This is a genomic window from Leifsonia poae (genome assembly GCF_050632865.1).
Taxonomy (GTDB): Bacteria; Actinomycetota; Actinomycetes; order Actinomycetales; family Microbacteriaceae; genus Leifsonia; species Leifsonia poae_B.
The window spans coordinates 156,030-179,915 of record NZ_JBODSA010000004.1; the positions used below are offsets into that span (position 1 = coordinate 156,030).

The 23,886-nt window shown below is 69.3% G+C and carries 20 protein-coding genes and 2 pseudogenes; 9 read left to right on the top strand and 13 right to left on the bottom strand.

Annotated features, from left to right (window positions below; genetic code table 11):
- The gene (locus tag ACRAWB_RS18435) at positions 1–507 is read left to right on the top strand and encodes a GNAT family N-acetyltransferase (protein WP_431354678.1); all 507 of its coding nucleotides are present in this window, start codon (positions 1–3) and stop codon (positions 505–507) included.
- A gap of 31 nt (positions 508–538) precedes the next feature.
- Here the strand turns inward: ACRAWB_RS18435 and dhaM are convergent, their stop codons facing one another.
- From dhaM to trpD, 4 genes are read right to left on the bottom strand one after another with little or no spacing between them, the layout of a single operon-like run.
- Positions 539–1,237 (bottom strand): dihydroxyacetone kinase phosphoryl donor subunit DhaM, encoded by a 699-nt coding sequence (gene dhaM, locus ACRAWB_RS18440; protein WP_431354679.1) that lies wholly within the window; start codon positions 1,235–1,237, stop codon positions 539–541.
- Positions 1,234–1,875: a dihydroxyacetone kinase subunit DhaL gene (dhaL, locus tag ACRAWB_RS18445; protein ID WP_431354680.1), complete on the bottom strand. Its 642-nt coding sequence runs from the start codon at positions 1,873–1,875 to the stop codon at positions 1,234–1,236. Before dhaL ends, dhaM begins: the two co-directional genes overlap by 4 nt.
- A 32-nt stretch (positions 1,876–1,907) precedes the next feature.
- Positions 1,908–2,906, bottom strand: coding sequence for a dihydroxyacetone kinase subunit DhaK (gene dhaK / locus ACRAWB_RS18450; RefSeq protein ID WP_431354681.1), 999 nt, complete (start codon positions 2,904–2,906; stop codon positions 1,908–1,910).
- Between the two features lie 23 nt (positions 2,907–2,929).
- A complete protein-coding gene (trpD, locus tag ACRAWB_RS18455) occupies positions 2,930–3,979 on the bottom strand; it encodes an anthranilate phosphoribosyltransferase (protein ID WP_064109288.1) in 1,050 nt (349 codons plus the stop codon).
- A gap of 132 nt (positions 3,980–4,111) precedes the next feature.
- Here trpD and ctaE point away from each other — a divergent pair, with 132 nt between their 5' ends.
- The 5 genes from ctaE to ACRAWB_RS18480 all read left to right on the top strand — a co-directional run bounded on the left by ctaE (position 4,112) and on the right by ACRAWB_RS18480 (position 9,254).
- Positions 4,112–4,756 carry an aa3-type cytochrome oxidase subunit III gene (ctaE, locus tag ACRAWB_RS18460; protein ID WP_064109289.1) on the top strand — a complete coding sequence of 215 codons (645 nt, stop codon included), beginning with the start codon at positions 4,112–4,114 and terminating at the stop codon, positions 4,754–4,756.
- Between the two features lie 23 nt (positions 4,757–4,779).
- On the top strand, positions 4,780–5,619 hold the full coding sequence (gene qcrC / locus ACRAWB_RS18465; protein WP_431354682.1) for a cytochrome bc1 complex diheme cytochrome c subunit: 840 nt from the start codon (positions 4,780–4,782) through the stop codon (positions 5,617–5,619).
- Positions 5,620–5,665: 46 nt separating this feature from the next.
- On the top strand, positions 5,666–6,733 hold the full coding sequence (gene qcrA, locus ACRAWB_RS18470) for a cytochrome bc1 complex Rieske iron-sulfur subunit (protein ID WP_431354683.1): 1,068 nt from the start codon (positions 5,666–5,668) through the stop codon (positions 6,731–6,733).
- Positions 6,730–8,352, top strand: coding sequence for a cytochrome bc1 complex cytochrome b subunit (qcrB, locus tag ACRAWB_RS18475; RefSeq protein ID WP_431354684.1), 1,623 nt, complete (start codon positions 6,730–6,732; stop codon positions 8,350–8,352). The genes qcrA and qcrB overlap by 4 nt, the downstream gene beginning before the upstream one ends.
- Positions 8,353–8,438: 86 nt before the next feature.
- A complete protein-coding gene (locus ACRAWB_RS18480) occupies positions 8,439–9,254 on the top strand; it encodes a putative RNA methyltransferase (protein WP_431354685.1) in 816 nt (271 codons plus the stop codon).
- A 959-nt stretch (positions 9,255–10,213) separates the two neighbouring features.
- Here ACRAWB_RS18480 and ACRAWB_RS18485 read toward each other — a convergent pair.
- The 5 genes and pseudogenes from ACRAWB_RS18485 to ACRAWB_RS18505 form a co-directional block, all read right to left on the bottom strand.
- Positions 10,214–10,636, bottom strand: a complete 423-nt coding sequence (locus ACRAWB_RS18485) for a cytochrome c oxidase subunit 4 (RefSeq protein ID WP_431354686.1) — start codon at positions 10,634–10,636, stop codon at positions 10,214–10,216.
- A gap of 3 nt (positions 10,637–10,639) precedes the next feature.
- Positions 10,640–12,388, bottom strand: coding sequence for an aa3-type cytochrome oxidase subunit I (ctaD, locus tag ACRAWB_RS18490; protein WP_064109295.1), 1,749 nt, complete (start codon positions 12,386–12,388; stop codon positions 10,640–10,642).
- Between the two features lie 9 nt (positions 12,389–12,397).
- Entirely contained in the window at positions 12,398–13,297 is a 900-nt protein-coding gene (ctaC, locus tag ACRAWB_RS18495; RefSeq protein ID WP_431354687.1) for an aa3-type cytochrome oxidase subunit II, read from the bottom strand.
- Positions 13,298–13,442: 145 nt separating this feature from the next.
- Entirely contained in the window at positions 13,443–13,799 is a 357-nt protein-coding gene (gene erpA, locus ACRAWB_RS18500) for an iron-sulfur cluster insertion protein ErpA (RefSeq protein ID WP_064109297.1), read from the bottom strand.
- Between the two features lie 77 nt (positions 13,800–13,876).
- A pseudogene (locus ACRAWB_RS18505) lies at positions 13,877–15,316 on the bottom strand (dipeptidase).
- Between the two features lie 41 nt (positions 15,317–15,357).
- On the opposite strand from ACRAWB_RS18505, the gene ACRAWB_RS18510 reads away from it, so the two are divergent.
- Together ACRAWB_RS18510 and ACRAWB_RS18515 are read left to right on the top strand one after the other, a co-directional pair.
- Entirely contained in the window at positions 15,358–15,951 is a 594-nt protein-coding gene (locus tag ACRAWB_RS18510) for a DUF3043 domain-containing protein (protein ID WP_431354688.1), read from the top strand.
- Position 15,952: 1 nt separating this feature from the next.
- Positions 15,953–16,903, top strand: coding sequence for an RNase H family protein (locus ACRAWB_RS18515; RefSeq protein ID WP_431354689.1), 951 nt, complete (start codon positions 15,953–15,955; stop codon positions 16,901–16,903).
- Here ACRAWB_RS18515 and ACRAWB_RS18520 read toward each other — a convergent pair.
- The 3 genes and pseudogenes from ACRAWB_RS18520 to hisD all read right to left on the bottom strand — a co-directional run bounded on the left by ACRAWB_RS18520 (position 16,871) and on the right by hisD (position 19,733).
- Positions 16,871–17,914: a quinone-dependent dihydroorotate dehydrogenase gene (locus ACRAWB_RS18520; protein WP_431354690.1), complete on the bottom strand. Its 1,044-nt coding sequence runs from the start codon at positions 17,912–17,914 to the stop codon at positions 16,871–16,873. The two genes, ACRAWB_RS18515 and ACRAWB_RS18520, sit on opposite strands and share 33 nt — an antisense overlap.
- A 25-nt stretch (positions 17,915–17,939) precedes the next feature.
- Positions 17,940–18,407, bottom strand: coding sequence for a transcriptional regulator NrdR (nrdR, locus tag ACRAWB_RS18525; RefSeq protein ID WP_064109302.1), 468 nt, complete (start codon positions 18,405–18,407; stop codon positions 17,940–17,942).
- A gap of 16 nt (positions 18,408–18,423) precedes the next feature.
- Positions 18,424–19,733: pseudogene (gene hisD, locus ACRAWB_RS18530) on the bottom strand (histidinol dehydrogenase).
- Between the two features lie 59 nt (positions 19,734–19,792).
- Here hisD and ACRAWB_RS18535 point away from each other — a divergent pair.
- A complete protein-coding gene (locus ACRAWB_RS18535) occupies positions 19,793–20,323 on the top strand; it encodes a flavin reductase family protein (protein WP_431354691.1) in 531 nt (176 codons plus the stop codon).
- 18 nt (positions 20,324–20,341) lie between these two features.
- On the opposite strand, the gene dnaE is transcribed toward ACRAWB_RS18535, so the two are convergent.
- Entirely contained in the window at positions 20,342–23,857 is a 3,516-nt protein-coding gene (dnaE, locus tag ACRAWB_RS18540) for a DNA polymerase III subunit alpha (protein ID WP_431354692.1), read from the bottom strand.
- Positions 23,858–23,886 lie beyond the last annotated feature (29 nt).

Here is a 23,886-nt window from a genome sequence, read left to right on the forward strand (position 1 = left end):
ATGGCCGACTGGGTCGTCCGCGCCAGCACCGAGGACGACTGGGAGGCGTACCGCGCGCTCCGCTTCGAAATGCTCGCCGACGCGCCGATCGCCTTCCTCGAGACCTTGGAGCAGGCGAAGCGGCACCCCGACGAGCACTGGCGGCGGCGCGCCTCCAACACGGCGGGCACGACCACGCTGTTCGCCGCCGTGGCGGACGACGGGCGCTGGCTCGGCAGCCTGGGCGGCTACCAGGCGGTGGGCGCGCGCGACCCGTATCTCGTCGGCGTCTACGTCACCCCGGCGTACCGCGGCCGCGAGCACGGGATGACGGATGCGCTCCTCGACGCCGTCATCGCCTGGGCGAGGGGTCGCGGCGACCGGCTGCTGCTGGAGGTGCACGAGGACAACGAGCCGGCCATCCGCTCGTACCTGCGGCGCGGCTTCGTGTTCACCGGACGGACCCAGCCCTACCCGCTCGACCGCACGGCGAACGAGCGGGAGATGGAGCTCCCGCTCGTCCGCTGAGCGTTCAGCGCGCTTTCAGCGGTCAGCGCCGTCAGATCTCGCCGAAACCGGTCTCGACCAGCTCGGCCAGCGCGTCGACGGCGGCTCGACCCTCTGCGTCGTCGGAGGCGATGCGCGCGGTGGACCCGGCCGTGAGCCCGAGCGACATGATGCCGAGGAGGCTCTTCGCGTCCTTGCCGTTGACGGTCACCTTCACCGGGAAGGTGTTGGCGAGCTTGACGAACTCCGCCGCGGGGCGGGCGTGCAGGCCCTCGGGGTTGCGGACGACCACCTCGCGCTCGTAGGGGCCGGAGGCGGCGGCCGCCTCGGGCTCCGGAGCGGTGTCCCCATCCGATCCCGCCCAGGCGTCGACCGCGCCGCGCGCCGCCTGGGCGACCGCGTCCAGCGCGCTCCCCGACTCGGCGGCGACGGCGGCAGCCACCCCGCCCTCGACGAACGGGACGTCGACCACGCGGACGCGCGCCCGCTGGTCCTCGTCGAGCATGTCGAGAACGGTCTCCGCCGTCAGCAGGGCCGAGCCCAGGTCGCTGATCACGACCACGCCCTCGCCGCCGTCGGCCTCCGCGACACCGGACATGACCTTCGTGAAGCTGGTGCCGATCCCGTCGTCATCGGTGCCGCCCGCGGCGACCAGGTGCACCGACCCCGCCATCTGACCGGCGAGGTCGACCATCCCCTCGGCGATCCGGGAGCTGTGCGAGACGAAGACGATGCCGACCTTCCCGCTCATCCGGCCGCCTCGGCCGTCTGCGCCGCCGCCCGCAGGATGAGTGCGGTCGACTGGGCTCCGGGGTCGCGGTGCCCGGCCGATCGCTCGCCCAGGTAGCTCGCGCGGCCCTTGCGAGCGACCAGCGGGATCGTGGCGTCCGAGCCCTTCTCGGCTGCCTCCGCCGCGGCGGCCAGGATGCCCGCGGCCGAGGCCCCGGACTCCTGGTCCGCCCGCGCGGCGTCGACGGCCGGGGCCCAGGCGTCGATCATGGTCTTGTCGCCGGGTTCGGCCTTGCCGCGAGACACGATGCCGTCGCGGGCGGCCGTCAGGGCCGCCACGAGGGCCTGGTCGGAGATCTCCGTGCCGTCGCCCACCGGCTCCGCCGCCTTGAGGAATGCGGTGCCGTAGAGCGGGCCGGACGCGCCGCCCACCGTCGAGATCAGCGTCATCGCCACCGAGCGCAGCGCCGCATTCGGCGTCGCGTCGTCCGGCAGCTTCTCCAGGGCGGCGACCGAAGCGCGCAGGCCGCGGTCCATGTTCTCGCCGTGGTCGCCGTCGCCGATCTCGCGATCGAGGGTGTTGAGCTCCTGCTTGTGCTCGCCGATGGAGTCGGCGGCGGCCGAGATCCACGCCTTCACCCAGTTCGTGTCCAGCGTCATCGACGCCTCCTTGTCGTTATCGGTCCGGCTTGTCAGATGCCCCAGCGCAGCGCGGCGGTGCGGACGGGCGCGTCCCACAGCTGCGTGAACTCGTCGTCCAGCTTGAGCAGGGTGATGGATGCGCCCTGCATCTCGAGCGAGGTGACGTAGTTGCCCACGAGCGACCGGCTGATCTGGATGCCGCGCTCGTCGAGGATTTCGGCCGCGCGACGGTACAGGATGTACAGCTCCGACAGCGGCGTGCCGCCCATCCCGTTGACGAACAGCAGCACCGGCGAGCCCTCGTACGAGAGATCGGCGAGGATCGCGTCCATCATCCGGTCGACGAGGCGGTCGGCCGGCTCGAGCTTGATGCGCTCGCGCCCGGGCTCGCCGTGGATGCCGACGCCGAACTCGATCTCGTCCTCCGGGAGCACGAAGCCGGGCTCTCCGGCGTGCGGGACGGTGCCGTCGGTCAGCGCGAGGCCGATCGAGCGGACGTTCGCGTTGACCCGCTCGGCGATGGCGGTGACCGTGTCGAGGTCGTCGCCGCGGTCGGCGGAGGCGCCCGCGATCTTCTCGACGAGGACCGTTCCGGCGACGCCGCGGCGACCCGCGGTGTAGAGCGAGTCCTGCACGGCGACGTCGTCGTTCGTGACGACCGCGCGCACCGTGATGCCCTCGGCGCCGACCAGGTCGGCCGCGGTCTCGAAGTTCAGCACGTCGCCCGTGTAGTTCTTGACGATGTGGAGCACGCCCGCACCGCCGTCGGCGGCCTTGGTGGCCTCCACGATCGGCATCGGGGTGGGTGAGGTGAAGACCTCGCCGGGAACGGCGGCGTCCAGCATCCCCTTGCCGACGAAGCCGGCGTGGAGGGGTTCGTGGCCGCTGCCGCCGCCGCTGACCAGTCCCACTTTGCCTTGGATGGGCCCGTCGGCCCGGGAGACGAACTTCGGATCCTGCGACACCCGGACGATGTCGGCGTGAGCCCGGCCGAACCCCGCAAGGGACTCGGTCACGACGTCGGGTACGTCGTTGATGAGCTTCTTCATCGAAACCCTTCCTTCCACTGCTGTCAGTGCGTCGCCGCCACCCACTGGTCGAGCTTCGCGGCCGCGGCCCCGGAGTCGATCGCTTGGGCTGCGACCGCCATTTGCGAACGGAAACGATCCAGGATGGACACCTGGACCCTCGACGGGTCGGACGCGAGCTCGTAGGACACGAGCCCAGCCGCCGCGTTGAGCAGGACGATGTCGCGCACGGGTCCTTCTTCTCCCGCGAGCACGGCACGCACGACCGCCGCGTTGTAGGCGGCGTCCTTCCCGAGCAGGTCCTCGATCCGCGCCCTCGGGATGCCGAGGTCGCGCGGGTCGATGTCGTGCTCGGTGACGAGGCCCCGGGAGACCTCCCAGACGTGGCTGTGACCGGTGGTCGACAGCTCGTCGAGTCCGTCGTCGCCGCGGAAGACCAGCGCGGTCGCGCCGCGGGTCTGGAACACGCCGACGATGAGCGGGATGCGGTCGAGCGTCGCGACGCCGACCGCGGACGCCTCGGGGCGCGCCGGGTTGCACAGCGGTCCGAGGTAGTTGAAGACGGTGGGGACACCGAGCTGCGCGCGCACGGGGCCGGCGTTGCCGAACCCCGGGTGGAAGGCGCTCGCGAAGGCGAAGGTGATGCCGGCGACACGCAGGACCTCGGCGACCCGGTCGGCCGAGAGCGTGAGGTCGATGCCCAGCGCGGCCAGGACATCCGAGGAGCCGGACGACGAGCTCGCCGCGCGGTTGCCGTGCTTGATGACCGGTACCCCGGCCGCTGCGGCCACGATGGACGCGGTGGTCGAGACGTTCACCGTGCCGAAGCGGTCGCCGCCGGTGCCCACGATGTCGAGCGCCATCGGGTCGACGTCGAGCGGGACGGCGTGGTCGAGGATCGCGTCGCGGAAGCCGACGATCTCGTCCACCGTCTCGCCCTTGGCGCGCAGCGCGATGAGGAAGGCGGCGAGCTGGGCGTCCGTCGCCTCGCCGCTCATGACCTGGTCCATCGCCCAGGCCGCGTCCGCCACGCTCAGGTGCTCCCCCGCCAGGAGAGACGTCAGCACGGACGACCAGGACTGCGTGTGGACCATGATGTGATCCTATCGGCGGGCGACACGCCACGGCGATACCGGCCATCCGGCGGCGACTGAGGCTGTCCTAACCGGAAATAGGGCCGATTCAAGCCCCCTTGGTGAGAAAACCCCGGCTTCTTTTCAGCCATAATGGGTTACGTGACGAGCACCTCCCTTTCTCCCTCAGCGAGTGCGCCGGTTATCAACCGGCCCAACGTCGTGGCCGTCGGCACCATCGTCTGGCTCGGGTCGGAGGTGATGTTCTTCGCGGGCCTGTTCGCGATCTACTTCACCCTCCGGTCGACCTCGCCCGATCTGTGGGCCGCCGAGACGCAGCACCTCAACGTGCCGTACGCGCTGACGAACACGATCATCCTGGTGCTCAGCTCGGTCACCTGCCAGTTCGGGGTGTTCGCCGCCGAGCGCATGCAACCGCGCCGCGCGGGCGGCATCCTGCAGTTCTGGCGCTGGGGCATGGTCGAGTGGTTCACGCTGACCTACATCATGGGCGCGATCTTCGTCTCCGGTCAGGTGCTCGAGTACGCGACGCTGGTGTCCGAGGGTATCGCGCTCAGCTCCAACGCCTACGGCTCCGCCTTCTACCTGACAACCGGCTTCCACGCCCTCCACGTCACCGGCGGCCTCATCGCCTTCCTCCTCGTCATCGGCCGCGCGTTCGCGGTCAAGATCTTCGGCCACAAGGAGGCGACCAGCGCCATCGTCGTCTCCTACTACTGGCACTTCGTCGACGTCGTGTGGATCGGACTGTTCGCGGTCATCTACATCATCCGATAGGAAACAGGAGCGTTCTTCACCCCATGCGTCCGAAAAACCCCAGCACGGTCAAGCCGGCCCGTTCGGCCAAGGCCTCCCGCAAGGGCGGCCGTCGCCACCCGCTGGCCACCGTCGCGCTCCTCGCGATCGGCCTGGGACTGACCGGCGGCGCGTACGCCGCGTTCACCACCACCACGGCCTCCGCCGACGAGCCCCAGGTCGCGGCCGCGAGCCAGAGCTCGGTCGACGAGGGCAAGAAGCTCTTCCAGGCCAACTGCGCCACCTGCCACGGGCTCGACGCCCAGGGCAGCTCCGTCGCGCCGAGCCTGATCGGCGTCGGCGCCGCCGCGGTCGACTTCCAGGTCGGCACCGGCCGCATGCCGATGCAGATGCAGGGCCCGCAGGCGCAGGAGAAGCCGGTCCAGTTCACCGACGACCAGGTGAAGGCGCTGGCCGACTACGTCGCCTCCCTCGCCCCCGGGCCGTCCATCCCGGAGCAGAAGTACCTCGACGGCAAGGGCGACGCCGCGCACGGCGCAGAGCTCTTCCGCATCAACTGCGCGATGTGCCACAACGTCGCCGGCGCCGGTGGTGCGCTGACCGAGGGCAAGTACGCCCCGCCGCTCACCGGCGTGAGCGCCCAGCACATCTACGAGGCCATGGTCACCGGTCCGCAGAACATGCCCGTGTTCAACGACCTCAACATCACGCCGCAGGGCAAGGCCGACATCATCACGTACCTGAAGTACATCCAGAACAACCCCTCCCCGGGCGGATTCGAGCTCGGCTCGCTCGGCCCGGTGGCCGAGGGCCTGTTCCTCTGGATCTTCGGTCTGGGCGCCATCGTCGCCCTCACCGTGTGGATCACGGCGAAGTCCAACTAAATCCGCGACCGCACTCAGGTACGAACACAGCGTAAGAAGGAGAGCAATGGCACAGGACGACAACGGCGGGCACGAGCTCACGCCCGCCCGTCCGTCTGAGGAGCACCGGACCGGCAACCCCGGTACCGCGGTGGTGATCCGCGACGCCGTCGAGAACCCCGGGTTCCCGCCGCACCGTCCGCGCGTCACCGACCTCGACCCGAAGAAGGAACGGCGCGCCGAGCGCACCGTCTACACGCTCTTCTACCTGTCGATCGCGGGCTCGGTCTGGGCCATCGCCGCTTACATGGCGTTCCCGATCGTCGACGGCGACCCGGGCTCGGTCCGCCTCAACAACCTCTTCATCGGCATCGGCAGCGCGCTCGCGCTGCTGGCCATCGGCATCGGCGCGGTCCATTGGGGCAAGGCGCTCATGCACGAGAAGGAGGGCGTCGACCTCCGCCACCCCGTGCGCGGCAGCGAGGCGACCACCGAGCGCGCGGCGGAGATCTTCCGCCAGGCCGACGAGGAGTCCGGCTTCAGCCGCCGCACCCTGGTGCGCAACAGCCTGATCGGCGCGCTCGTCGTCTTCCCGCTCCCCGCCGTCGTCCTGTTCCGCGGTCTCGCGCCGCAGAACGTCGACCCGGTGGAGGCCCTTTCGCAGACCATGTGGGCCAAGGGCGTCCGCCTGACCCGCGACCCAACCGGCACGCCCATCAAGGCCTCCGACGTCACCCTCGGCAGCGCGTTCCACGTGATCCCCGAGGGCCTGAACGAGGCCGAGGACATGCTCGAGCAGAAGGCGAAGGCCGCCGTGCTGCTCATGCGCCTCAAGCCCGAAGACCTCCACGTCTCCAAGGGCCGTGAGAACTGGAACTACGACGGCATCGTCGCCTACTCCAAGATCTGCACGCACGTCGGGTGCCCCGTGGCGCTCTACGAGCAGCAGACGCACCACCTGCTCTGCCCGTGCCACCAGTCGCAGTTCGACATCACGCACGAAGCGCAGGTCATCTTCGGACCGGCGAAGCGGCCGCTGCCGCAGCTGCCGATCACCGTCGACGCCGATGGCTATCTGGTCGCCCAGAGCGACTTCCACGAGCCCGTCGGCCCGAGTTTCTGGGAGCGCCATTGAGCACCACCACCGCCGCACGGCCTGCGGCACAGTCTCCCGCCCCGCAGAAGGGCGGATTCGTGGCGGCTGCCTCGAACTATCTCGAGGACCGCACCAGCATCTCGGGCGCCGTCAAGGAGTTCGGTCGCAAGATCTTCCCCGACCACTGGTCCTTCCTCCTCGGTGAGGTCGCGCTCTACAGCTTCATCGTCATCCTGCTGTCGGGCACGTTCCTCACGTTCTTCTTCCAGGCGTCCATGGCCGAGGTGGTCTACCACGGCTCGTACGTCCCGCTGAAGGGCATCGAGATGTCGTCGGCCATGCAGTCGACGCTGAACATCTCGTTCGAGATCCGCGGCGGCCTGCTCGTCCGGCAGATCCACCACTGGGCGGCGCTGCTGTTCGTGGCGGCCATCGGCCTGCACATGCTCCGTATCTTCTTCACCGGCGCGTTCCGCAAGCCGCGTGAGCTGAACTGGGTCATCGGCTTCGTCCTCTTCATCCTCGCGATGGGCGAGGGCTTCACCGGCTACTCGCTGCCGGACGACCTGCTCTCGGGCAACGGCCTCCGCATCATCGACGGCCTGATCAAGGGCCTGCCGGTGGTCGGCACCTGGATCTCGTTCCTCCTCTTCGGCGGCGAGTTCCCGGGCACCGCGATCGTCGGCCGCCTCTACACGCTGCACATCCTGCTGCTGCCCGCGCTCGTCGTGGCGTTCATCGCCCTGCACCTGATGTTCGTGGTCATCCACAAGCACACGCAGTACGCGGCTCCGGGGCGCACCCAGGGCAACGTCGTCGGGTACCCGGTCCTCCCGGTGTACGCGGCGAAGGCCGGCGGCTTCTTCTTCATCGTGTTCGGTGTCGTTGCGCTGCTCGCGTCGTTCTTCACGATCAACCCGATCTGGAACTACGGCCCGTACGACCCCTCCCCCGTGTCCGCCGGTACGCAGCCGGACTGGTACATCGGCTTCGCGGACGGCGCTCTGCGTCTCGTCCCGCCGGGCTGGGAGTTCGTGTGGCTGAACCGCACCTGGTCGTTCAACATCATCATCCCGGTGGCGATCCTCGGCCTGTTCATCGTCACGGTCATGCTGTACCCGTTCCTCGAGGCGTGGGTGACCGGTGACAAGCGCGAGCACCACATCCTGGACCGTCCGCGCAACGCTCCGACCCGCACGGCCATCGGCGCTGCCGGTGTCACGTTCTACGCGGTCTTCTGGGCGGCGGCGAGCTCGGACATCATGGCGACGCACTTCAAGCTGACGATGGAGGGCGTCATCCACGCCCTGCAGCTGCTGCTGTTCGTCGGCCCGCTGGTCGCCTACGTGGTGACCAAGCGCGTCTGCATCGCGCTGCAGAAGAAGGACCGCTCGATCGCCCTCCACGGCTACGAGTCGGGCCGCATCGTGAAGCTCCCCGGTGGCGAGTTCATCGAGGTGCACGAGCAGCTGAGCGACTACGAGCGCTGGCGCCTGGTCTCGTACGAGACCTACGAGCCGCTGATGCTCCGCCCGAACCGCCGCGGCAAGATCACGGCTGCGAACCGCATGCGCGCCGGCCTCTCCCGCTGGTTCTTCGAGGACCGTCTCGTGCCGCCGACCCGCGGCGAGCTCGAGTCGGGCCACGGCGAGCACTGACCTACCCCGCGTGACAAGCGCCGGCGCGAGCGATCGCGCCGGCGCTTTCGCGTTCCCCGCGTATCCCCGACCGGAAGCCGACTCCCGTGCCGCTTGACCTCCCTCGCCTCGCCGCCTGGCTGCGCTGCCCCGTCTGCGCGGCGGACCTCGAGCCGGTCGACCGCCTGACCCTCGGCTGCGCGAACGGCCACCGCCACGACGTCAACAAGCGCGGTTTCATCTCCCTCCTCGGTGGCGGCAGCAAGCACCTGGGCGACACCGCTGAGATGCTGGACGCCCGCGACCGGGTGCTGGAGGGAGGCGCCTACTCCCCCATCGCTGCAGCGGTGGCGGCGGCGGTCACCGGCGCGCACATCGTGGATGCCGGGGCCGGCACCGGCTACTACCTGCGGGGCGCCCTCGCCGGGTCTCCAGACGCGACGGGTCTGGCGATGGACCTGTCGCCGCAGGCCGTCGCCCGCGCCGTCCGCTCGTCCGAGCGCGTGGACGGCCTGGTGGCCGACACCTGGCGTCCCCTCCCCGTGCGCTCCGACCTCGTGGACGCGGTCCTCGACGTGTTCGCCCCGCGGAACCTGCCGGAGTTCCACCGCGTCCTGCGCCCGGCCGGTCTGCTCGTGGTCGTCGTCCCGCGCGCCGACCACCTCGCATCGCTGCGGGCGACTGGCACCATGCTCGATATCCCCTCCGACAAGGCCGACGACGTCATCCACGCCGCGGAGCCCCTGTACGCCCTGCAGACGCGCGAACCCGTCGCCTACGACCTGCCGCTCACCGACGACCTGAGGACGTCTCTGGTGGGCATGGGCCCGTCCGCGCGCCACGCGGCCGCCGACGGGGCGCCCGACCTCGACGTCGACACCACCCGCGTCTCCGTCGACGTCCTGACCTTGGCCCGCCGCTGACGCGGGACCCCATGCGCGTCCATGACCATGCCCCGGCCATGCGGCCGCGCGCAACGGGTGCGCCACAACCTACGCCGGTCTCGCTGACGCGACTCGCCGCTGGTCGCTGTCGCGCACCGGCGTGTTGCGTCAAGCAGACGTCAGGGCTCGCATCCACTGGTCCCAACACGCCGTAGTGCCGCCTCGCGTAGCGGCGTGTTGCGGCCACTAGTCGACGTCGGCGGCGGCGGAAGTGAATCCATGGGACGCAACACGCCGTTACCCGTCCGCCGTAACGGCGTGTTGCGACTCATAGATCGACGCCTGGACGGCGGCCGCGCACGGGTCCGCGCCGCGGCCATGCCGCCGGGGCGGAGCGGGCTCTGACGCGCCGGCGATCGCCGGCGCGACGGCGGCGGCGCGCGCCGGCCGCGCACGGGTCCCCGCCGCGGCCATGCCGCCGGGGCGGAGCGGGCTCTCACGCGCCGGCGATCGCCGCCGCGACGGCGGCGGGACGGGCGGTCGCCCGGTCGTGCGGCCAGGCCCCGGTGTGCGAAACACAGTGTCCGCCGCCCAGTTGACGCAACACGCCTTGGGAGGCCCTGCGTCTCGGCGTGATGCGTCAAGCAGAAGACTTCGCGGCCATCCATTGGTGCCCGACGCGCCGTACGCACGGCGACACCATGTGTTGCGTCAAGCAGACGTCTTGGCAGGCATCTGCTGGTCCTAACATGCCGTTATGCCGGCGTGCGAAGCGGCGTGTTGGGTCCAGTAGATGAGGCTGGCGGCGGCCGCATTGCATCCGTGGGACGCGACACGCCCTTGCCAGGGCGGCTTAGCGGCGGGTTTCGTCCCATGGATCGCGCCAGGCCGCGAGTGCGCGGCGACGGGGCGCGTCATCAGGCCGACAGCCGCATGCGCGCGCAGACGACGAGGGCCGCCTCCCCTGCGGGAGACAGCCCTCGTGCGGATGCGGGTGGTTACCGGGCGAAGTAGCCGCGGTAGTACTCGTAGACCCAGCCGACGATGCAGACGAGGCTGAAGGCGACGCCGATGTAGCAGATCCAAATGCCGACGGCGAGGCCGAGGATGACCAGACCGGCACCGAACGCCAGGGCGATCGGCCACCAGCTCCACGGGCTGAAGTGTCCGAGCTCGGGGTCGCCGTCGTCGATGTTGGCGTCGAGACGGTCCTCCGGGAGCTCACCGCCCTGCGAGGCGTGCGAGCGGCCCACGTAGAACGCGATGAACGCGGACAGGACGGCCGCGAGCAGCATGCCCACGGTGCCTACCCACTCGACGTTCCGGTGGAAGGAGTCGGCCAGGTTCCACAGCGTGTAGACGATCGCCGACAGGACGAAGAAGATCGACAGGATCCAGAAGAGGATGGCATTGGCGCGCATGTGCTACTTCACCTCGTCGTTCGCGACGTCGTGGACGGGGGCGTCGGGGGCGTCCTTCGCCGGGCCGATGCCGATCGGGATGCCGGCCTCCGGGTGGTTCAGGTCGAACGCCGGCGACTCCGAACGGATACGCGGGATCGACGTGAAGTTGTGGCGCGGCGGCGGGCAGCTGGTCGCCCACTCGAGCGAGCGTCCGTAGCCCCACGGGTCGTTGACCGTGACCTTCGGCGCGTTGCGCGCGGTCAGGTACACGTTCACGAAGAACGGGATCATCGAGATCGCCAGGATGCCGGCGCCGATCGACGAGACCTGGTTCATCCAGGTGAAGCCGTCCGACGGCAGGTACGTGGCGTACCGGCGCGGCATGCCCACGACGCCCAGCCAGTGCTGGATGAGGAACGTCGTGTGGAAGCCGATGAACAGCAGCCAGAAGTGCCACTTGCCCAGCCGGTCGTTGAGCATCTTGCCCGTCCACTTCGGCCACCAGAAGTAGAAGCCGGCGAACATCGCGAAGACGACGGTGCCGAACACCACGTAGTGGAAGTGGGCGACGACGAAGTACGTGTCGGACACGTGGAAGTCGAGCGGCGGCGACGCCAGGATGACGCCGGTCAGACCACCGAAGGTGAAGGTGATCAGGAAGCCGATCGACCACAGCATCGGCGACTCGAACGTCAGCGAGCCGCGCCACATCGTGCCGACCCAGTTGAAGATCTTCACACCGGTGGGGACCGCGATGAGCATCGTCATCAGCGAGAACCACGGGAGCAGCACCGAGCCGGTCACGTACATGTGGTGCGCCCACACGGTGACGGACAGGGCCGCGATGGCGATCGTCGCGTAGATCAGGGTCTTGTATCCGAAGATCGGCTTGCGGCTGAACACCGGGAAGATCTCGGACACGATGCCGAAGAACGGCAGCGCGATGATGTACACCTCGGGATGGCCGAAGAACCAGAACAGGTGCTGCCAGAGCAGAGCTCCGCCGTTGGCGGCGTCGTAGATGTGCGCGTCGAACACGCGGTCGGCCGCCAGGGCGAAGAGCGCCGCAGCGAGGACCGGGAAGGCCATCAGCACGAGGATCGAGGTCACCAGGGTGTTCCAGGTGAAGATCGGCATGCGGAACATGGTCATGCCCGGCGCGCGCATGGTGATGATCGTCGTGATGAAGTTCACGGCGCCGAGGATGGTGCCGAAGCCCGAGAGGCCGAGGCCCAGCACCCAGAGGTTTCCACCTATGCCTGGTGAGAACGTCGTACTCGACAGCGGCGCGTAGGCGAACCATCCGAACGAGGCCGCACCCTGCGGGGTGAGGAAGCCGGCGACCGCGATCAGCGAGCCGAACGAGTAGAACCAGTACGCCAGCGCGTTCAGTCGCGGGAAGGCGACGTCAGGGGCGCCGATCTGCAGCGGCATGAGCACGTTCGCGAAGCCCGCGAAGAGCGGCGTCGCGAACATGAGCAGCATGATCGTGCCGTGCATCGTGAAGAGCTGGTTGTACTGCTCCTTCGTCTGCACGACCTGCAGGCCCGGCTCGAACAGCTGGGCGCGGATGATCAACGCCATCACGCCGCCGATCAGGAAGTACACGAACGACGAGATCAGGTACATGTACCCGATCGTCTTGTGGTCGGTCGACGTGATGTAGTTCACGAGGATGTTGCCCTTGCGCGCCACGCCGTTGGCGGACACGAACGAGGGCGTGGGCTTCGGGGCGGTTGTGGCCCCCGGTGCCGGTGCTGTCGTCGTCATCAGTGCGTCCTACTCGTTGCCGCCCTGGGGACCCGAAGGGGTTCCCCGGCCCGGCAGATTCTGGTTGCGGTCGTACTCGGAGCCCAGCTGGCCCTCGTAACCCTGGTCCTTCAGCTTCTGGATGTGCGCGTCGTAGTCGGCCTGCGACACGATCTTGACGTTGAAGAGCATCGCGGAGTGGTACTCACCGCAGAGCTCGGCGCACTTGCCGACGAACGTACCGGTGCGGTCCGTCGTCTCGAAGTACATGTAGTTGGTCTTGCCCGGGATGACGTCCTTCTTGTAGAGCATCGCCGGCACCCAGAACGAGTGGATCACATCGCGCGAGTCGAGCTGGATGGTGATCTTCTTGTTCTCGGGCAGGTACAGCGTCGGGACCTCGCCCTCCTGGACCGAGCCAGGGGTGGCGCTGTTGTCGTCCGGCTGGACCTGGATGCCCGGGTCGTAGACGTTGTCGGTGACGTAGTTGAAGTCCCACGCCCACTGCTTGGCGTACACCTGGATCTTGACGTCCGGGTTCGCGTACGGCTGCTCGATGGCGGCCTGGTCGCGGGCGGTGAAGGCGAAGAAGCCGAGCACCAGGATGAGCGGCACGATCGTGTAGAAGATCTCGATCGGCATGTTGTAGCGCAGCTGCACCGGGAGGCCGGTCTGGCCCTTGCGGCGGCGGTAGACGATGACCGCCCACAGGATCAGGCCCCACACGACGATGCCGACGATGAGGAGGACGATCCAGCTGGTCACCCACAGGCCGCTGATGCGCTCGGTGTGGTTCGTGACGGGCGGTTCACCCTCGACGAAGCCCGGGAGGAATCCGTGCAGCTGGGCCTGAGTGCAGCCCGCGAGCGCTACGACGAGTGTCGCGGCGATCGGGATGGCAGCCCATCGGAGACGGCGATTGTGACGCACCGGTGACCTTTCGAGTGACTACTGGGACAGTTCACATGCAACTGTATGTGGCTGTGTCTACCCTACTCCGACTGACACCCTGATCCGAACAAAAGGGCCGCCCCACGAGGGGCGGCCCGATGTCTTTTCCTGTGCTATGGAGCGCTCAGTGGAAGGAGTCTCCGCACGCGCAGGAGCCGGTGGCGTTGGGGTTGTCGATGGTGAAACCCTGCTTCTGGATGGTGTCCTCGAAGTCGATCGTCGCACCGTCGAGGTACGGGACGCTCATCTTGTCGACGATGACCTCCACCCCGTCGAAGTCGACGGTCGCGTCTCCGTCGAGCATGCGCTCGTCGAAGTACAGCTGGTAGATCAGACCCGAGCATCCACCGGGCTGGACGGCGACGCGCAGACGCAGGTCGTCGCGGCCCTCCTGCTCGAGCAGGCTCTTGACCTTGGAGGCCGCGGTGTCGGTCAGGCCGACGCCGTGGGCCTTGGTCGCGGTCAGCGTTGTGTCGGTCATGGGGCTCCTTCGGAAGGATGTTTCTGACTCCGGAACGAAATCTGCGTCGATTCTACGACTTCCCGGTGGGAATTGACTCAGGATGCCTCGCGCCCGTTCAGTCGCGCAAGCAGGAAGCGCTTCGGCGAGGATCGCCCGCTTGAACACGCCGAGGTGCAGCGACTCGTTCGGGCTGTGCGCCCGCGTGTCGGGGTCCTCCACGCCGGTGACGAGGATCTGCGCCTCCGGGAACTCGCGGACGAGGTCGGCGATGAACGGGATGGACCCGCCGATGCCGGTCTCGACCGCCTCCTTCCCCCACGCGTCCGTCATGGCGCGCTTCGCCTCGGTCGCCGCCCACCCGGCGGTGTCGACGAGGAACGGGTCGCCGAGGTCCACGTCCTCGATCGTGATGTGCGCTCCGAACGGCGCGTGGGCACGCAGGTGCCGCTCCAGCGCCTCGTACGCCTCGCGCGCCGGCTGACCGGGCGCGACGCGTGAGCTGACGCGCACCGCGACGCTCGGCAGCAGGGTGTTGGACGCGTTGGCGACGGTGGGTGCGTCGATGCCGGTGACGGTGATGGTCGGCTGCGACCACATCCGGGACAGGACGGGGCCGGTGCCGATGCTGGTCACACCGTCGATGAACGCGGCGTCCTTCGCCAGCTCCTCCTCGCTGAACGCGGGCGGCTCGGCGGCGTCGGTGTAGGAGGTCAGACCCTCGACGGCCACCGACCCCTTCTCGTCGTGCAGGGTCGCGAGCAGCTTGACCATGGCGAGCATGGCGTCCGGGGCCGCGCCGCCGTACATGCCGGAGTGGGACGCGTGCTCCAGCGTCGAGACGGTGAGCTTGAAGGTGACGTTGCCCCGCAGCGAGACGGTGAGGGCCGGGGTGTTCACGTCGACGTTGTCGGAGTCGGCCACGACGATGAGATCGGCGGCCAGCGCCTCCTTGTTCTGCTCCAGGAAGTGAGCGAACGAGCGGGAGCCGAACTCCTCCTCCCCTCGATGAACACGGCGAGGCCGAGGTCGAGGTCGTCGCCGAACGTGTCGCGCAGGGCGCGGACGGACGCGACGTGCGCCATGACGCCCGCCTTGTCGTCGGCGGAGCCGCGGCCGTACAGGCGGTCGCCGCGCACGGTCGGCTCGAACGGCGGCGTCTCCCAGAGCGCTTCGTCGCCCTCCGGCTGCACGTCGTGGTGCGCGTACAGCAGCACGGTGGGGCGCCCGTTGCGCGCGGCGCGCGTCGCGAGCACCGCGGGCTGACCGAGGGTTTCGCCGTCCGCGATCGGCGCCTGCTTGATCTCGACCGAGTCGAACATCCCGGTGTCGCTCACGAGGGCGGCCACGGCCTCGGCGCTCCGGCGGACGTTGGCCGGGTCGAACGCCGACCACGACACCGACGGGATGCGCACGAGCTGCGAGAGGTCGGCGACGGCGGAGGGCATCCCGCGGTCCACCGCGGTGCGAACCGTCTGCTCGGCCGGGTCGGACGATCCGGAGCTGATCGGATCGGGGGTCTGCTGGCTGTCTGTCATGCGGATAATGTTAAGCGGACCCCAGAATCGAAGGCGCGAAGTTGGCAAAGCGACAGAATCCGGCCGAGGCGGAGACGCCCGCAGTCGAGACCCCCGAAGAGACGGCCGCCCGGCTGAAGCAGGGCAAGGGCGCCCCGACGCCCTCCCGCCGCGAGCAGGAGGCCGCCCGCAAGCGCCCGCTCGTCCCGACCGACCGCAAGGAGGCGGCACGCGCCGCTCGTGCGAAGCAGGCGGAGGCGCGCGAGAAGGCCCGTGTCGGCATGGCCGCCGGCGACGACCGCTATTTGACCGCCCGCGACCGCGGCCCGCAGCGCCGCTACGTGCGCGACTACGTGGATGCGCGTTTCTCGATCGGCGAATTCCTCATCCCCGTGATGCTCATCGTCATCGTGCTGACGTTCCTGCCGTCGCCGGTGCTGCAGGTCTACGGCCTGTTCGCGCTGTGGGGCTTCTTCCTCATCGCGGTCATCGACTGCTTCGTGCTCGGGTTCCTGATCCAGCGCCGCGTCGGCGACAAGTTCGGCAAGACGAAGGTGGAGCGCGGCCTGCGCTGGTACGGCGCGATGCGCGCCCTGCAGCTGCGGATCATGCGCCTGCCCAAGCCGCAGGTCAAGCGCGGCCAGTACCCGAGCTGACGTGACGATCGTCGCAGCGGCCGACGGCTCCGCCCTCGGCAACCCCGGCCCGGCCGGCTGGGCCTGGTACGTCGACGACGACCACTGGTCCGCGGGCGGCTGGCCGCACGGAACGAATAACCAGGGCGAGCTCATGGCCGTCATCGACCTCCTGGAGGCGACGGCGCACCTGGAGGACAACGACCTCCACATCTTCTGCGACAGCCAGTACGTCATCAACGCGGTGACCAAGTGGATGCCCGGCTGGAAGCGCAAGGGCTGGCGCAAGGCTGACGGCGCACCCGTGCTCAACCGCGAGCTGCTGGAGCGCCTGGACCGCGGGCTTGTCGGGCGTCAGTACCGGTTCGAGTGGGTCAAGGGCCATGCCGGGCATGAGCTCAACGAGGCCGCCGACGAACGTGCGCGCGCGGTGGCCACGGCGTACCAGAAGGGCGATCCGATCCCGATCGGACCCGGGTGGGGAGGGACGGCGCCGGCAGTGGAGCCGGAAGCGGCTGTAGAGGTGGAAGCGGCGGAGTCCGCTCCCTCGGCCGCTGCGTCCGCGTCCGCATCCGCTCCTCCCGCCGACGCCGCCCTCGAGTTCGACCTCTTCGACGGCCTGGACGCTGCGGAGACCGACGAGCAGGTGGTCGCCCGCCTGGAGCGCGAACTGCTCGAGCCGGCCGTCCGGTCCGACGCGTCCCGCCTCGCCGAGCTGCTGCATCCGTCCTTCGAGGAGATCGGCCGCTCGGGCCGCCTCTGGGGCCGCGACGCCATCGTCTCCGAGCTCGCCGACGAGGACGCCCTCGTCGTGGACCTCGAGGTGCTGGCTGTCGACCGCGTTGGCGGGGAGGCGCTGCTGCTCACCGCCCGGACGACGGATGCGCGCGGGGCGACCCTGCGCAGCTCGCTCTGGGTGCGCAGCTCGGGGCGTTGGCGCCTACGCTTCCACCAGGGAACGCCGGAGGCGTAGCAGCCCGCGGTTGATCTGCCGCGCCCACAGCGGTCCGCGGTAGAGGAACGCCGTGTAGCCCTGCACCAGCGTGGCACCGGCCTCCAGCCGCTCCTGCACGTCCTCCGCGGTCTCGACGCCGCCGACCGAGATGACGCACAGCTCGGCGGGGACGACCGCGCGGATGAGGCGCAGCACCTCCAGCGAGCGGGCGGCGAGCGGCGCACCGCTCAGGCCCCCGGCACCGGCCGCTTCGACGACCGCCGGGTCGGTGGTCAGGCCGTCACGGGAGATCGTCGTGTTGGTCGCGATGATGCCGGCGAGGCCGAGCTCGACGGCGAGGCGCGCGATGCGCTCCACCTGCTCGTCGGTGAGGTCGGGCGCGATCTTCACGAGCAGCGGGGTCTCCCCGGCGACCTCCTTGACGGCGGTCAGCAGCGGGGAGAGGAGTTCGAGCTCCTGGAGGCCGCGGAGCCCAGGGGTGTTCGGCGAGCTGACGTTGACGACGAGGTAGTCGGCCACCGGGGCGAGAGCACGCGCGCTGGTCAGGTAGTCGGCGGTGGCGTCCTCGACGGCGACGACGCGCGACTTGCCGATGTTGACGCCCAGCACGGGACGCGTCCGGGCGCGGCGGACCCGCAGCAGCCGGTTGGCGGCAGCTCCGGCGCCGTGGTTGTTGAATCCCATCCGGTTGATGACCGCACGGTCGGGGATGAGGCGGAACAGCCGCGGCTTGTCGTTGCCCGGCTGAGGGCGCGCGGTGATCGTGCCGACCTCCACGTGGCCGAAGCCGAGCGCGCCGAGGCCCAGCACACCGTCACCGTCCTTGTCGAACCCGGCGGCGACGCCGAACGGCGAGTCGAACCGCAGCCCCAGGGCCTCCACACCGAGGGACGGGTCGGGCGCGGTGAAGCGCCGGGCCAGGCCCCCGAGGCCGACGGCCGGGAGGGCGCGGATCACCACGAACGCGAGGTGATGGGCCCGCTCGGGGTCGAGGCGGGAGAGGACGAGGTCGAAGAGTGCGCGATACATGCCGAGTCGAGAATATCGGCTCGCGCTACTCCGCCGCGACCGGCTCCGCGTGCGCCACGCGCAGCGAGCGGATGGCCTCCTCGAAGTCGTCGAGGGAGTCGAACGCCTGGTAGACGCTGGCGAACCGCAGGTAGGCGACCTCGTCGAGCTCCCGCAGCTCCGGCAGGATGGCGAGGCCGATGTCGTTGGCCTCGATCTGCGAGGCGCCCGTCGACCGGATCGTCTCTTCGACCTTGCCCGCCAGCACGGCGAGGTCGGAGTCGGTCACCGGGCGGCCCTGGCACGCCTTGCGCACGCCGAGCACGATCTTCTCTCGGCTGAACGGCTCCGCGACGCCGCTGCGCTTGATCACGCTGAGACTCGCGGTCTCGGTGGTCGAGAAGCGACGGCCGCACTCCGGGCACTGCCGGCGACGGCGGATGGAGAGCCCGTCGTCACTCGTCCGCGAGTCGATGACACGGGAGTCCGGGTGGCGGCAGAAGGGGCAGAACATGGTGGAATTCTATCGCTCACCGGGTGCGGAACCGCTGAGTGACCGCTTCGCCGTGGGCGGGAAGGTCCTCCGCGGTCGAGAGCGCGACGATGCGGTCGGCAACCTCCTGCAGCGCCTCGCGGTCGTAGCGGACCACCTGCTGCGGGCGCAGGAACGAGTACGCGCCCAGGCCCGGCGAGAACCGCGCCTGACCGCCTGTCGGCAGCACGTGATTCGACCCCGCCAGGTAGTCGCCGAGGCTGACCGGCGAGGTGGGTCCCAGGAAGATGGCGCCGGCGTTGTGGATGGACGCGAGCAGCGCATCCGGGTCGGCCGTCTGGACTTCGAGGTGTTCCGGTCCGTACGCGTTGCTGAACGCGGCGGCTGCGGCGAGGTCGTCGACGAGGACGACCGCGGACTGCGGACCACCCAGCGCCGTGCGGACGCGCTCGGCGTGCTTGGTCGCGTCGGCGAGGCGCCCGAGCTCGGCGACCACCCGGTCCGCGAACGCCGGGCTGTCCGTGACGAGGAGGGAGGCGGCGGCCTCGTCGTGCTCGGCCTGGCTCACCAGGTCCGCGGCGACGTAGGACGCGTCGGCGGTCTCGTCGGCGATCACCAGGATCTCGGTCGTGCCCGCCTCGGAGTCGATGCCCGTCTGCCCGCGGACCACGCGCTTCGCGGCCGCGACGTAGATGTTGCCCGGACCGGTGATGACCTGCACCGGGTCGAGACCCAGCTCCTCGACGCCGTACGCGAGCGCGCCGATCGCGCCGGCGCCTCCCATCGCGTAGACCTCGTCGATGCCCAGCAGGCCCGCGGCGCCCAGGATGACCGGGTGGACCGCTCCCCCGAACTCCCGCTGGGGCGGGCTGACCAGGGCGACGGACGCGACACCTGCGACCTGCGCGGGCACGGCGTTCATCACGACGCTCGACGGGTACACGGCCTTGCCGCCGGGCACGTACAGCCCGGCGCGCTCGACCGGCTCCCAGCGCTGCACGATGCTGGCGCCCGGACGGATGACGGTCTCGGCCGGCGGGGGACCTGCGCGGCGGTCGCCTCGCGCACGCGCGCGATCGCCTCCTCCAGGGCCTCGCGGACGTCGGCGGGCAGCGCCTCCGCGGCGGCGTCGATCTCCGCCTGCGGCACGCGGAGCGACGCCGGAGCGCCGCCGTCGAACCGGTCGGCCTGCTCGCGCAGAGCCTCGACCCCGCGCTCCCGCACATCGGCGATCAGGTCGGAGGCGACGCTCAAGGCGACCTGCACATCTACGACGGGACGGGGCACGAGGCGCTGGAACGCGGCACGAGTAGGCTGGACACCGCGGAGATCGATGGTCTGGATCATGGCCCATCAAGCCTACCCGCCCGGAATCTTCCAGCCCGACTGGAGCTTGTACCCACAGTATGAACAGCGCATCCCCCGACCCCACCGACGGCACGGTCACCGACGCCACCCCCGACCTCGCGGCGTTCCGTCAGACCTTCCGGCGGCACGCGGCCGGCGTCGCCATCATCACCGCCCAGCGCGAGGACGGCACACCCGTCGGGTTCACGGCCACCTCGCTGGCGTCGCTCGCAGCGGTCCCGCCACTGGCGACGTTCAACATGGCGCTGTCGGCGTCGAGCTGGCCGGCCATCGCCGAGACGGACCGGGTCGTCATCCACACGCTCGGGGTGCGCAACCGCGAGGTCGCCCAGATCCTGTCGGGCGACAACCAGACGCGGTTCGTCGGCGACCACTGGTACCGCGGACCGCACGGCCTCCCCGTGATCAAGGACACGACCGCGTGGATGGTCGGACGCATCATCGAGCGCGTGCAGGTGCACAACAGCGCCGTGGTCGTGGTGCAGATCGAGCAGGGCGCCCTCGGGGAGGACGACGCCCCGCTCGTCTACCACGAGCGCACCTACTGGCGGCCGGGCACCCCGGTCTGAGCCGGCTCGCCCAGCCGTCTACACCAGGCAGTTCGGCCCGAGCAGCCCCTTCAGCTCGCCGTACAGGTCGGCGCTCACCTTCACCGGCTTGGGCACCTCGAAGACGCGCGCGACCTGGCCCTTCACGAGCCGCAGCCGCACCTCGCTCTCGCCGGGATGCCGCGCCAGGACCTCGCTGAGCGACATCACGGTGTCGGTCGTCGCCCGCTGGTCCGGCATGGTGATCATCAGGGTCGCGGTGTCGTCGACCTGGCCGAGGTCGGGCGTCATGAGCGAGAACGCGTGCAGGTTCATCCCGTCGTCGCGCAGGCTCACCCGGCCGCGGACGACGACGATCGAATCGCCCTGCAGCTGCGCCGAGTACTCCTGGTACGCCTTGCCCATGAACATCACGGTCAGCTCGCCGCCGAAGTCCTCGACCTGGATCATTCCGTACTGGTTGCCGGACGCCTTCGCCACGCGGTGCTGCACGCTCGTCACGAGGCCCGCGATGGTGACCGTCTCGCCGTCCTGGATGTTCTCCGACCCGACGAGCTCGGCGATGCCGGTGCTCGCCAGCTTCGCCAGCTGCAGCTCGAGGCCGGCGAGTGGATGGTCGGACACGTACAGCCCCAGCATGTCTCGCTCGAACGCAAGCTTGTCGCGCTTGGCCCACTCCGGCCGGTTCGGGATGTGGTGCTGCGTCTGCGCCGCTTCGTCTTCGCCCCAGAGGCTGTCGAAGTCGAACCCGACGTCGCCGTTCGCCTCGTTGCGCTTGATCTTGACCGCCGACTCGACGGCGTCCTCGTGCACCTCGACGAGCGCGCGGCGGGTGTGACCGAGCGAGTCGAACGCGCCGGCCTTGATCAGCGACTCCACGGTCCGCTTGTTGGCGGCGTGGATCGGCACCTTGTTCAGGAAGTCGTGGAAGGACTCGAAGCGGCCCTTGCTCTCGCGCGCCTCGCGGACGCCCTCGACGACGTTCGCGCCGACGTTGCGGACGGCGCCCATGCCGAAGCGGATGTCCTCACCGACCGCGGCGAAGTAGAGGTTCGACTCGTTGACGTCCGGCGGGAGCACCTTGATGCCCATGCGGCGGCACTCGTTGAGGTAGAGCGCCATCTTGTCCTTGGAGTCGCCGACGCTGGTGAGCAGCGCGGCCATGTACTCCGCCGGGTAGTGCGCCTTGAGGTACGCGGTCCAGTACGAGATGACGCCGTACGCGGCCGAGTGCGCTTTGTTGAACGCGTAGTCGGAGAACGGGAGCAGGATCTCCCACAGCTTGTTGACCGCGTCCATCGAGTAGCCGTTGGCCTGCATGCCCTGCGAGAAGCCCTCGAACTGCTTGTCCAGCTCGGACTTCTTCTTCTTGCCCATCGCGCGGCGCAGGATGTCTGCTTGGCCGAGCGAGAAGCCGGCGACCTTCTGCGCGATCGCCATCACCTGCTCCTGGTAGATGATGAGGCCGTAGCTGGTGGAGAGGATGTCCGCCAGCGGCTCTGCGAGCTCCGGGTGGATCGGCGTGATCTCCTGGAGGCCGTTCTTGCGGAGTGCGTAGTTGGTGTGCGAGTTCGCGCCCATCGGGCCCGGCCGGTACAGCGCGATGAGGGCCGAGATGTCCTCGAAGTTGTCCGGCTTCATGAGCCGCAGCAGGGACCGCATCGGGCCGCCGTCGAGCTGGAATACGCCCAGAGTGTCGCCACGCGACAGGAGTTCGTAGGCGGGCCGGTCGTCGAGCTCGAGGTCTTCGAGCACGAGCTCTTCGCCCCGGTTGTCGCGGATGTTGTCGAGCGCGTCGTTGATGATGGTGAGGTTGCGGAGCCCCAGGAAGTCCATCTTGATCAGGCCCAGCGACTCGGCGGCCGGATAGTCGAACTGGGTGACGATCTGGCCGTCCTGCTCCCGCTTCATGATCGGGATGATGTCGATCAGCGGGTCGGACGACATGATGACGCCCGCCGCGTGCACGCCCCACTGGCGCTTCAGGTTCTCGAGCCCGAGCGCCGTGTCGAAGACGGTCTTGGCCTCCGGGTCGGTCTCGACGACCGCGCGGATGTCGACGGCCTCTTTGTAGCGCGGGTGATTCTTGTCGAAGATCCCGGTGAGCGGGATGTCCTTGCCCATGACGGGCGGCGGCATCGCCTTGGTCAGCTTCTCCCCCATGGAGAAGGGGAAGCCGAGCACGCGGCCGGAGTCCTTCAGCGCCTGCTTGGCCTTGATGGTGCCGTAGGTGACGATCTGCGCAACGCGCTCCGAGCCGTACTTCTCGGTCACGTACTTGATGACCTCGCCGCGGCGGCGGTCATCGAAGTCGACGTCGAAGTCGGGCATGGAGACGCGGTCCGGGTTGAGGAACCGCTCGAAGATGAGGCCGTGCTGCAGCGGGTCGAGGTCGGTGATCCGCATCGCATACGCGGCCATCGAGCCCGCGCCGGAACCACGGCCCGGTCCGACGCGGATGCCGTTGCGCTTCGACCAGTTGATGAAGTCGGCGACGACGAGGAAGTAGCCCGGGAAGCCCATCTGCGAGATGACGCCGATCTCGTAGTCGGCCTGCTTGCGCACCTCGGGGGTGATGCCGTTCGGGTAGCGCTGCTCGAGGCCCTTCTCGACCTCCTTGACGAACCACGTCTGCTCGGTCTCGCCCTCGGGCACCGGGAACCGCGGCATGTAGTTCGCGGCGGTGTCGAACTGCACATCGCAGCGCTCGGCGATGGCGAGCGTGTTGTCGCAGGCCTCCGGGTAGTCGCGGAACAGCTGCCGCATCTGCTCGGGCGTCTTGAGGTAGAACTCGTCGGCATCGAACTTGAAGCGGTTGGGGTCGTCGAGGGTCGAGCCGGACTGCACGCACAGCAGAGCCGCGTGGCTCTTCGCGTCTTCCGCGTGGGTGTAGTGGAGGTCGTTGGTCGCGACCAGCGGCAGGCCGAGGTCTTTCGCCAGCCGGATGAGGTCGGACATGATCCGGCGCTCGATGCCGAGCCCGTGGTCCATGATCTCGGCGAAGAAGTTCTCCTTGCCGAAGATGTCGCGGAAGTCGGCCGCGGCGGCCCGGGCGGCCTCGTACTGACCCAATCGCAGGCGCGTCTGCACCTCGCCGGACGGGCATCCCGTGGTCGCGATGATGCCCTTGGAGTATCTGCTCAGCAGCTCGCGGTCCATGCGCGGTTTGAAGTAGTAGCCCTCCATCGACGCGTACGACGACAGCCGGAAGAGGTTGTGCATGCCCTCGGTGGTGGCCGCGAGCATCGTCATATGCGTGTACGCGCCGGAGCCCGATACGTCGTCGCCCCCGCCGTCGCCCCAGCGGATGCGCGTCTTGTCGGTGCGGTGCGTGCCCGGCGTGAGGTAGGCCTCGGTGCCGATGATGGGCTTGATGCCGGCGTCGGTCGCGGTGCGCCAGAAGTCGAACGCGCCGAACATGTTGCCGTGGTCGGTGACCGCGACACCCGGCATCCCCTGCGCGACCGCCGACTCGATCAGCGGTTTGACGCGCGCCGCGCCGTCGAGCATCGAGTACTCGGAGTGGACGTGGAGGTGGACGAAGGAGTCGGACATCGATCTAAGCCTAAGGCCCTCCACCGACG

What these genes read in the sequence shown, in the direction of transcription:
- dhaK (WP_431354681.1), bottom strand. Translation starts at nt 2,906, where the DNA reads ATGAAGAAGCTCATCAACGACGTACCCGACGTCGTGACCGAGTCCCTT.
- dnaE (WP_431354692.1), bottom strand. Translation starts at nt 23,857, where the DNA reads ATGTCCGACTCCTTCGTCCACCTCCACGTCCACTCCGAGTACTCGATG.
- ctaE (WP_064109289.1), top strand. Translation starts at nt 4,112, where the DNA reads ATGGGTTACGTGACGAGCACCTCCCTTTCTCCCTCAGCGAGTGCGCCG.
- dhaL (WP_431354680.1), bottom strand. Translation starts at nt 1,875, where the DNA reads ATGACGCTGGACACGAACTGGGTGAAGGCGTGGATCTCGGCCGCCGCC.
- dhaM (WP_431354679.1), bottom strand. Translation starts at nt 1,237, where the DNA reads ATGAGCGGGAAGGTCGGCATCGTCTTCGTCTCGCACAGCTCCCGGATC.
- trpD (WP_064109288.1), bottom strand. Translation starts at nt 3,979, where the DNA reads ATGGTCCACACGCAGTCCTGGTCGTCCGTGCTGACGTCTCTCCTGGCG.
- qcrC (WP_431354682.1), top strand. Translation starts at nt 4,780, where the DNA reads ATGCGTCCGAAAAACCCCAGCACGGTCAAGCCGGCCCGTTCGGCCAAG.
- ACRAWB_RS18535 (WP_431354691.1), top strand. Translation starts at nt 19,793, where the DNA reads ATGAACAGCGCATCCCCCGACCCCACCGACGGCACGGTCACCGACGCC.
- ACRAWB_RS18435 (WP_431354678.1), top strand. Translation starts at nt 1, where the DNA reads ATGGCCGACTGGGTCGTCCGCGCCAGCACCGAGGACGACTGGGAGGCG.
- nrdR (WP_064109302.1), bottom strand. Translation starts at nt 18,407, where the DNA reads ATGTTCTGCCCCTTCTGCCGCCACCCGGACTCCCGTGTCATCGACTCG.
- erpA (WP_064109297.1), bottom strand. Translation starts at nt 13,799, where the DNA reads ATGACCGACACAACGCTGACCGCGACCAAGGCCCACGGCGTCGGCCTG.
- ACRAWB_RS18485 (WP_431354686.1), bottom strand. Translation starts at nt 10,636, where the DNA reads ATGCGCGCCAATGCCATCCTCTTCTGGATCCTGTCGATCTTCTTCGTC.
- ACRAWB_RS18520 (WP_431354690.1), bottom strand. Translation starts at nt 17,914, where the DNA reads ATGTATCGCGCACTCTTCGACCTCGTCCTCTCCCGCCTCGACCCCGAG.
- ctaD (WP_064109295.1), bottom strand. Translation starts at nt 12,388, where the DNA reads ATGACGACGACAGCACCGGCACCGGGGGCCACAACCGCCCCGAAGCCC.
- qcrA (WP_431354683.1), top strand. Translation starts at nt 5,666, where the DNA reads ATGGCACAGGACGACAACGGCGGGCACGAGCTCACGCCCGCCCGTCCG.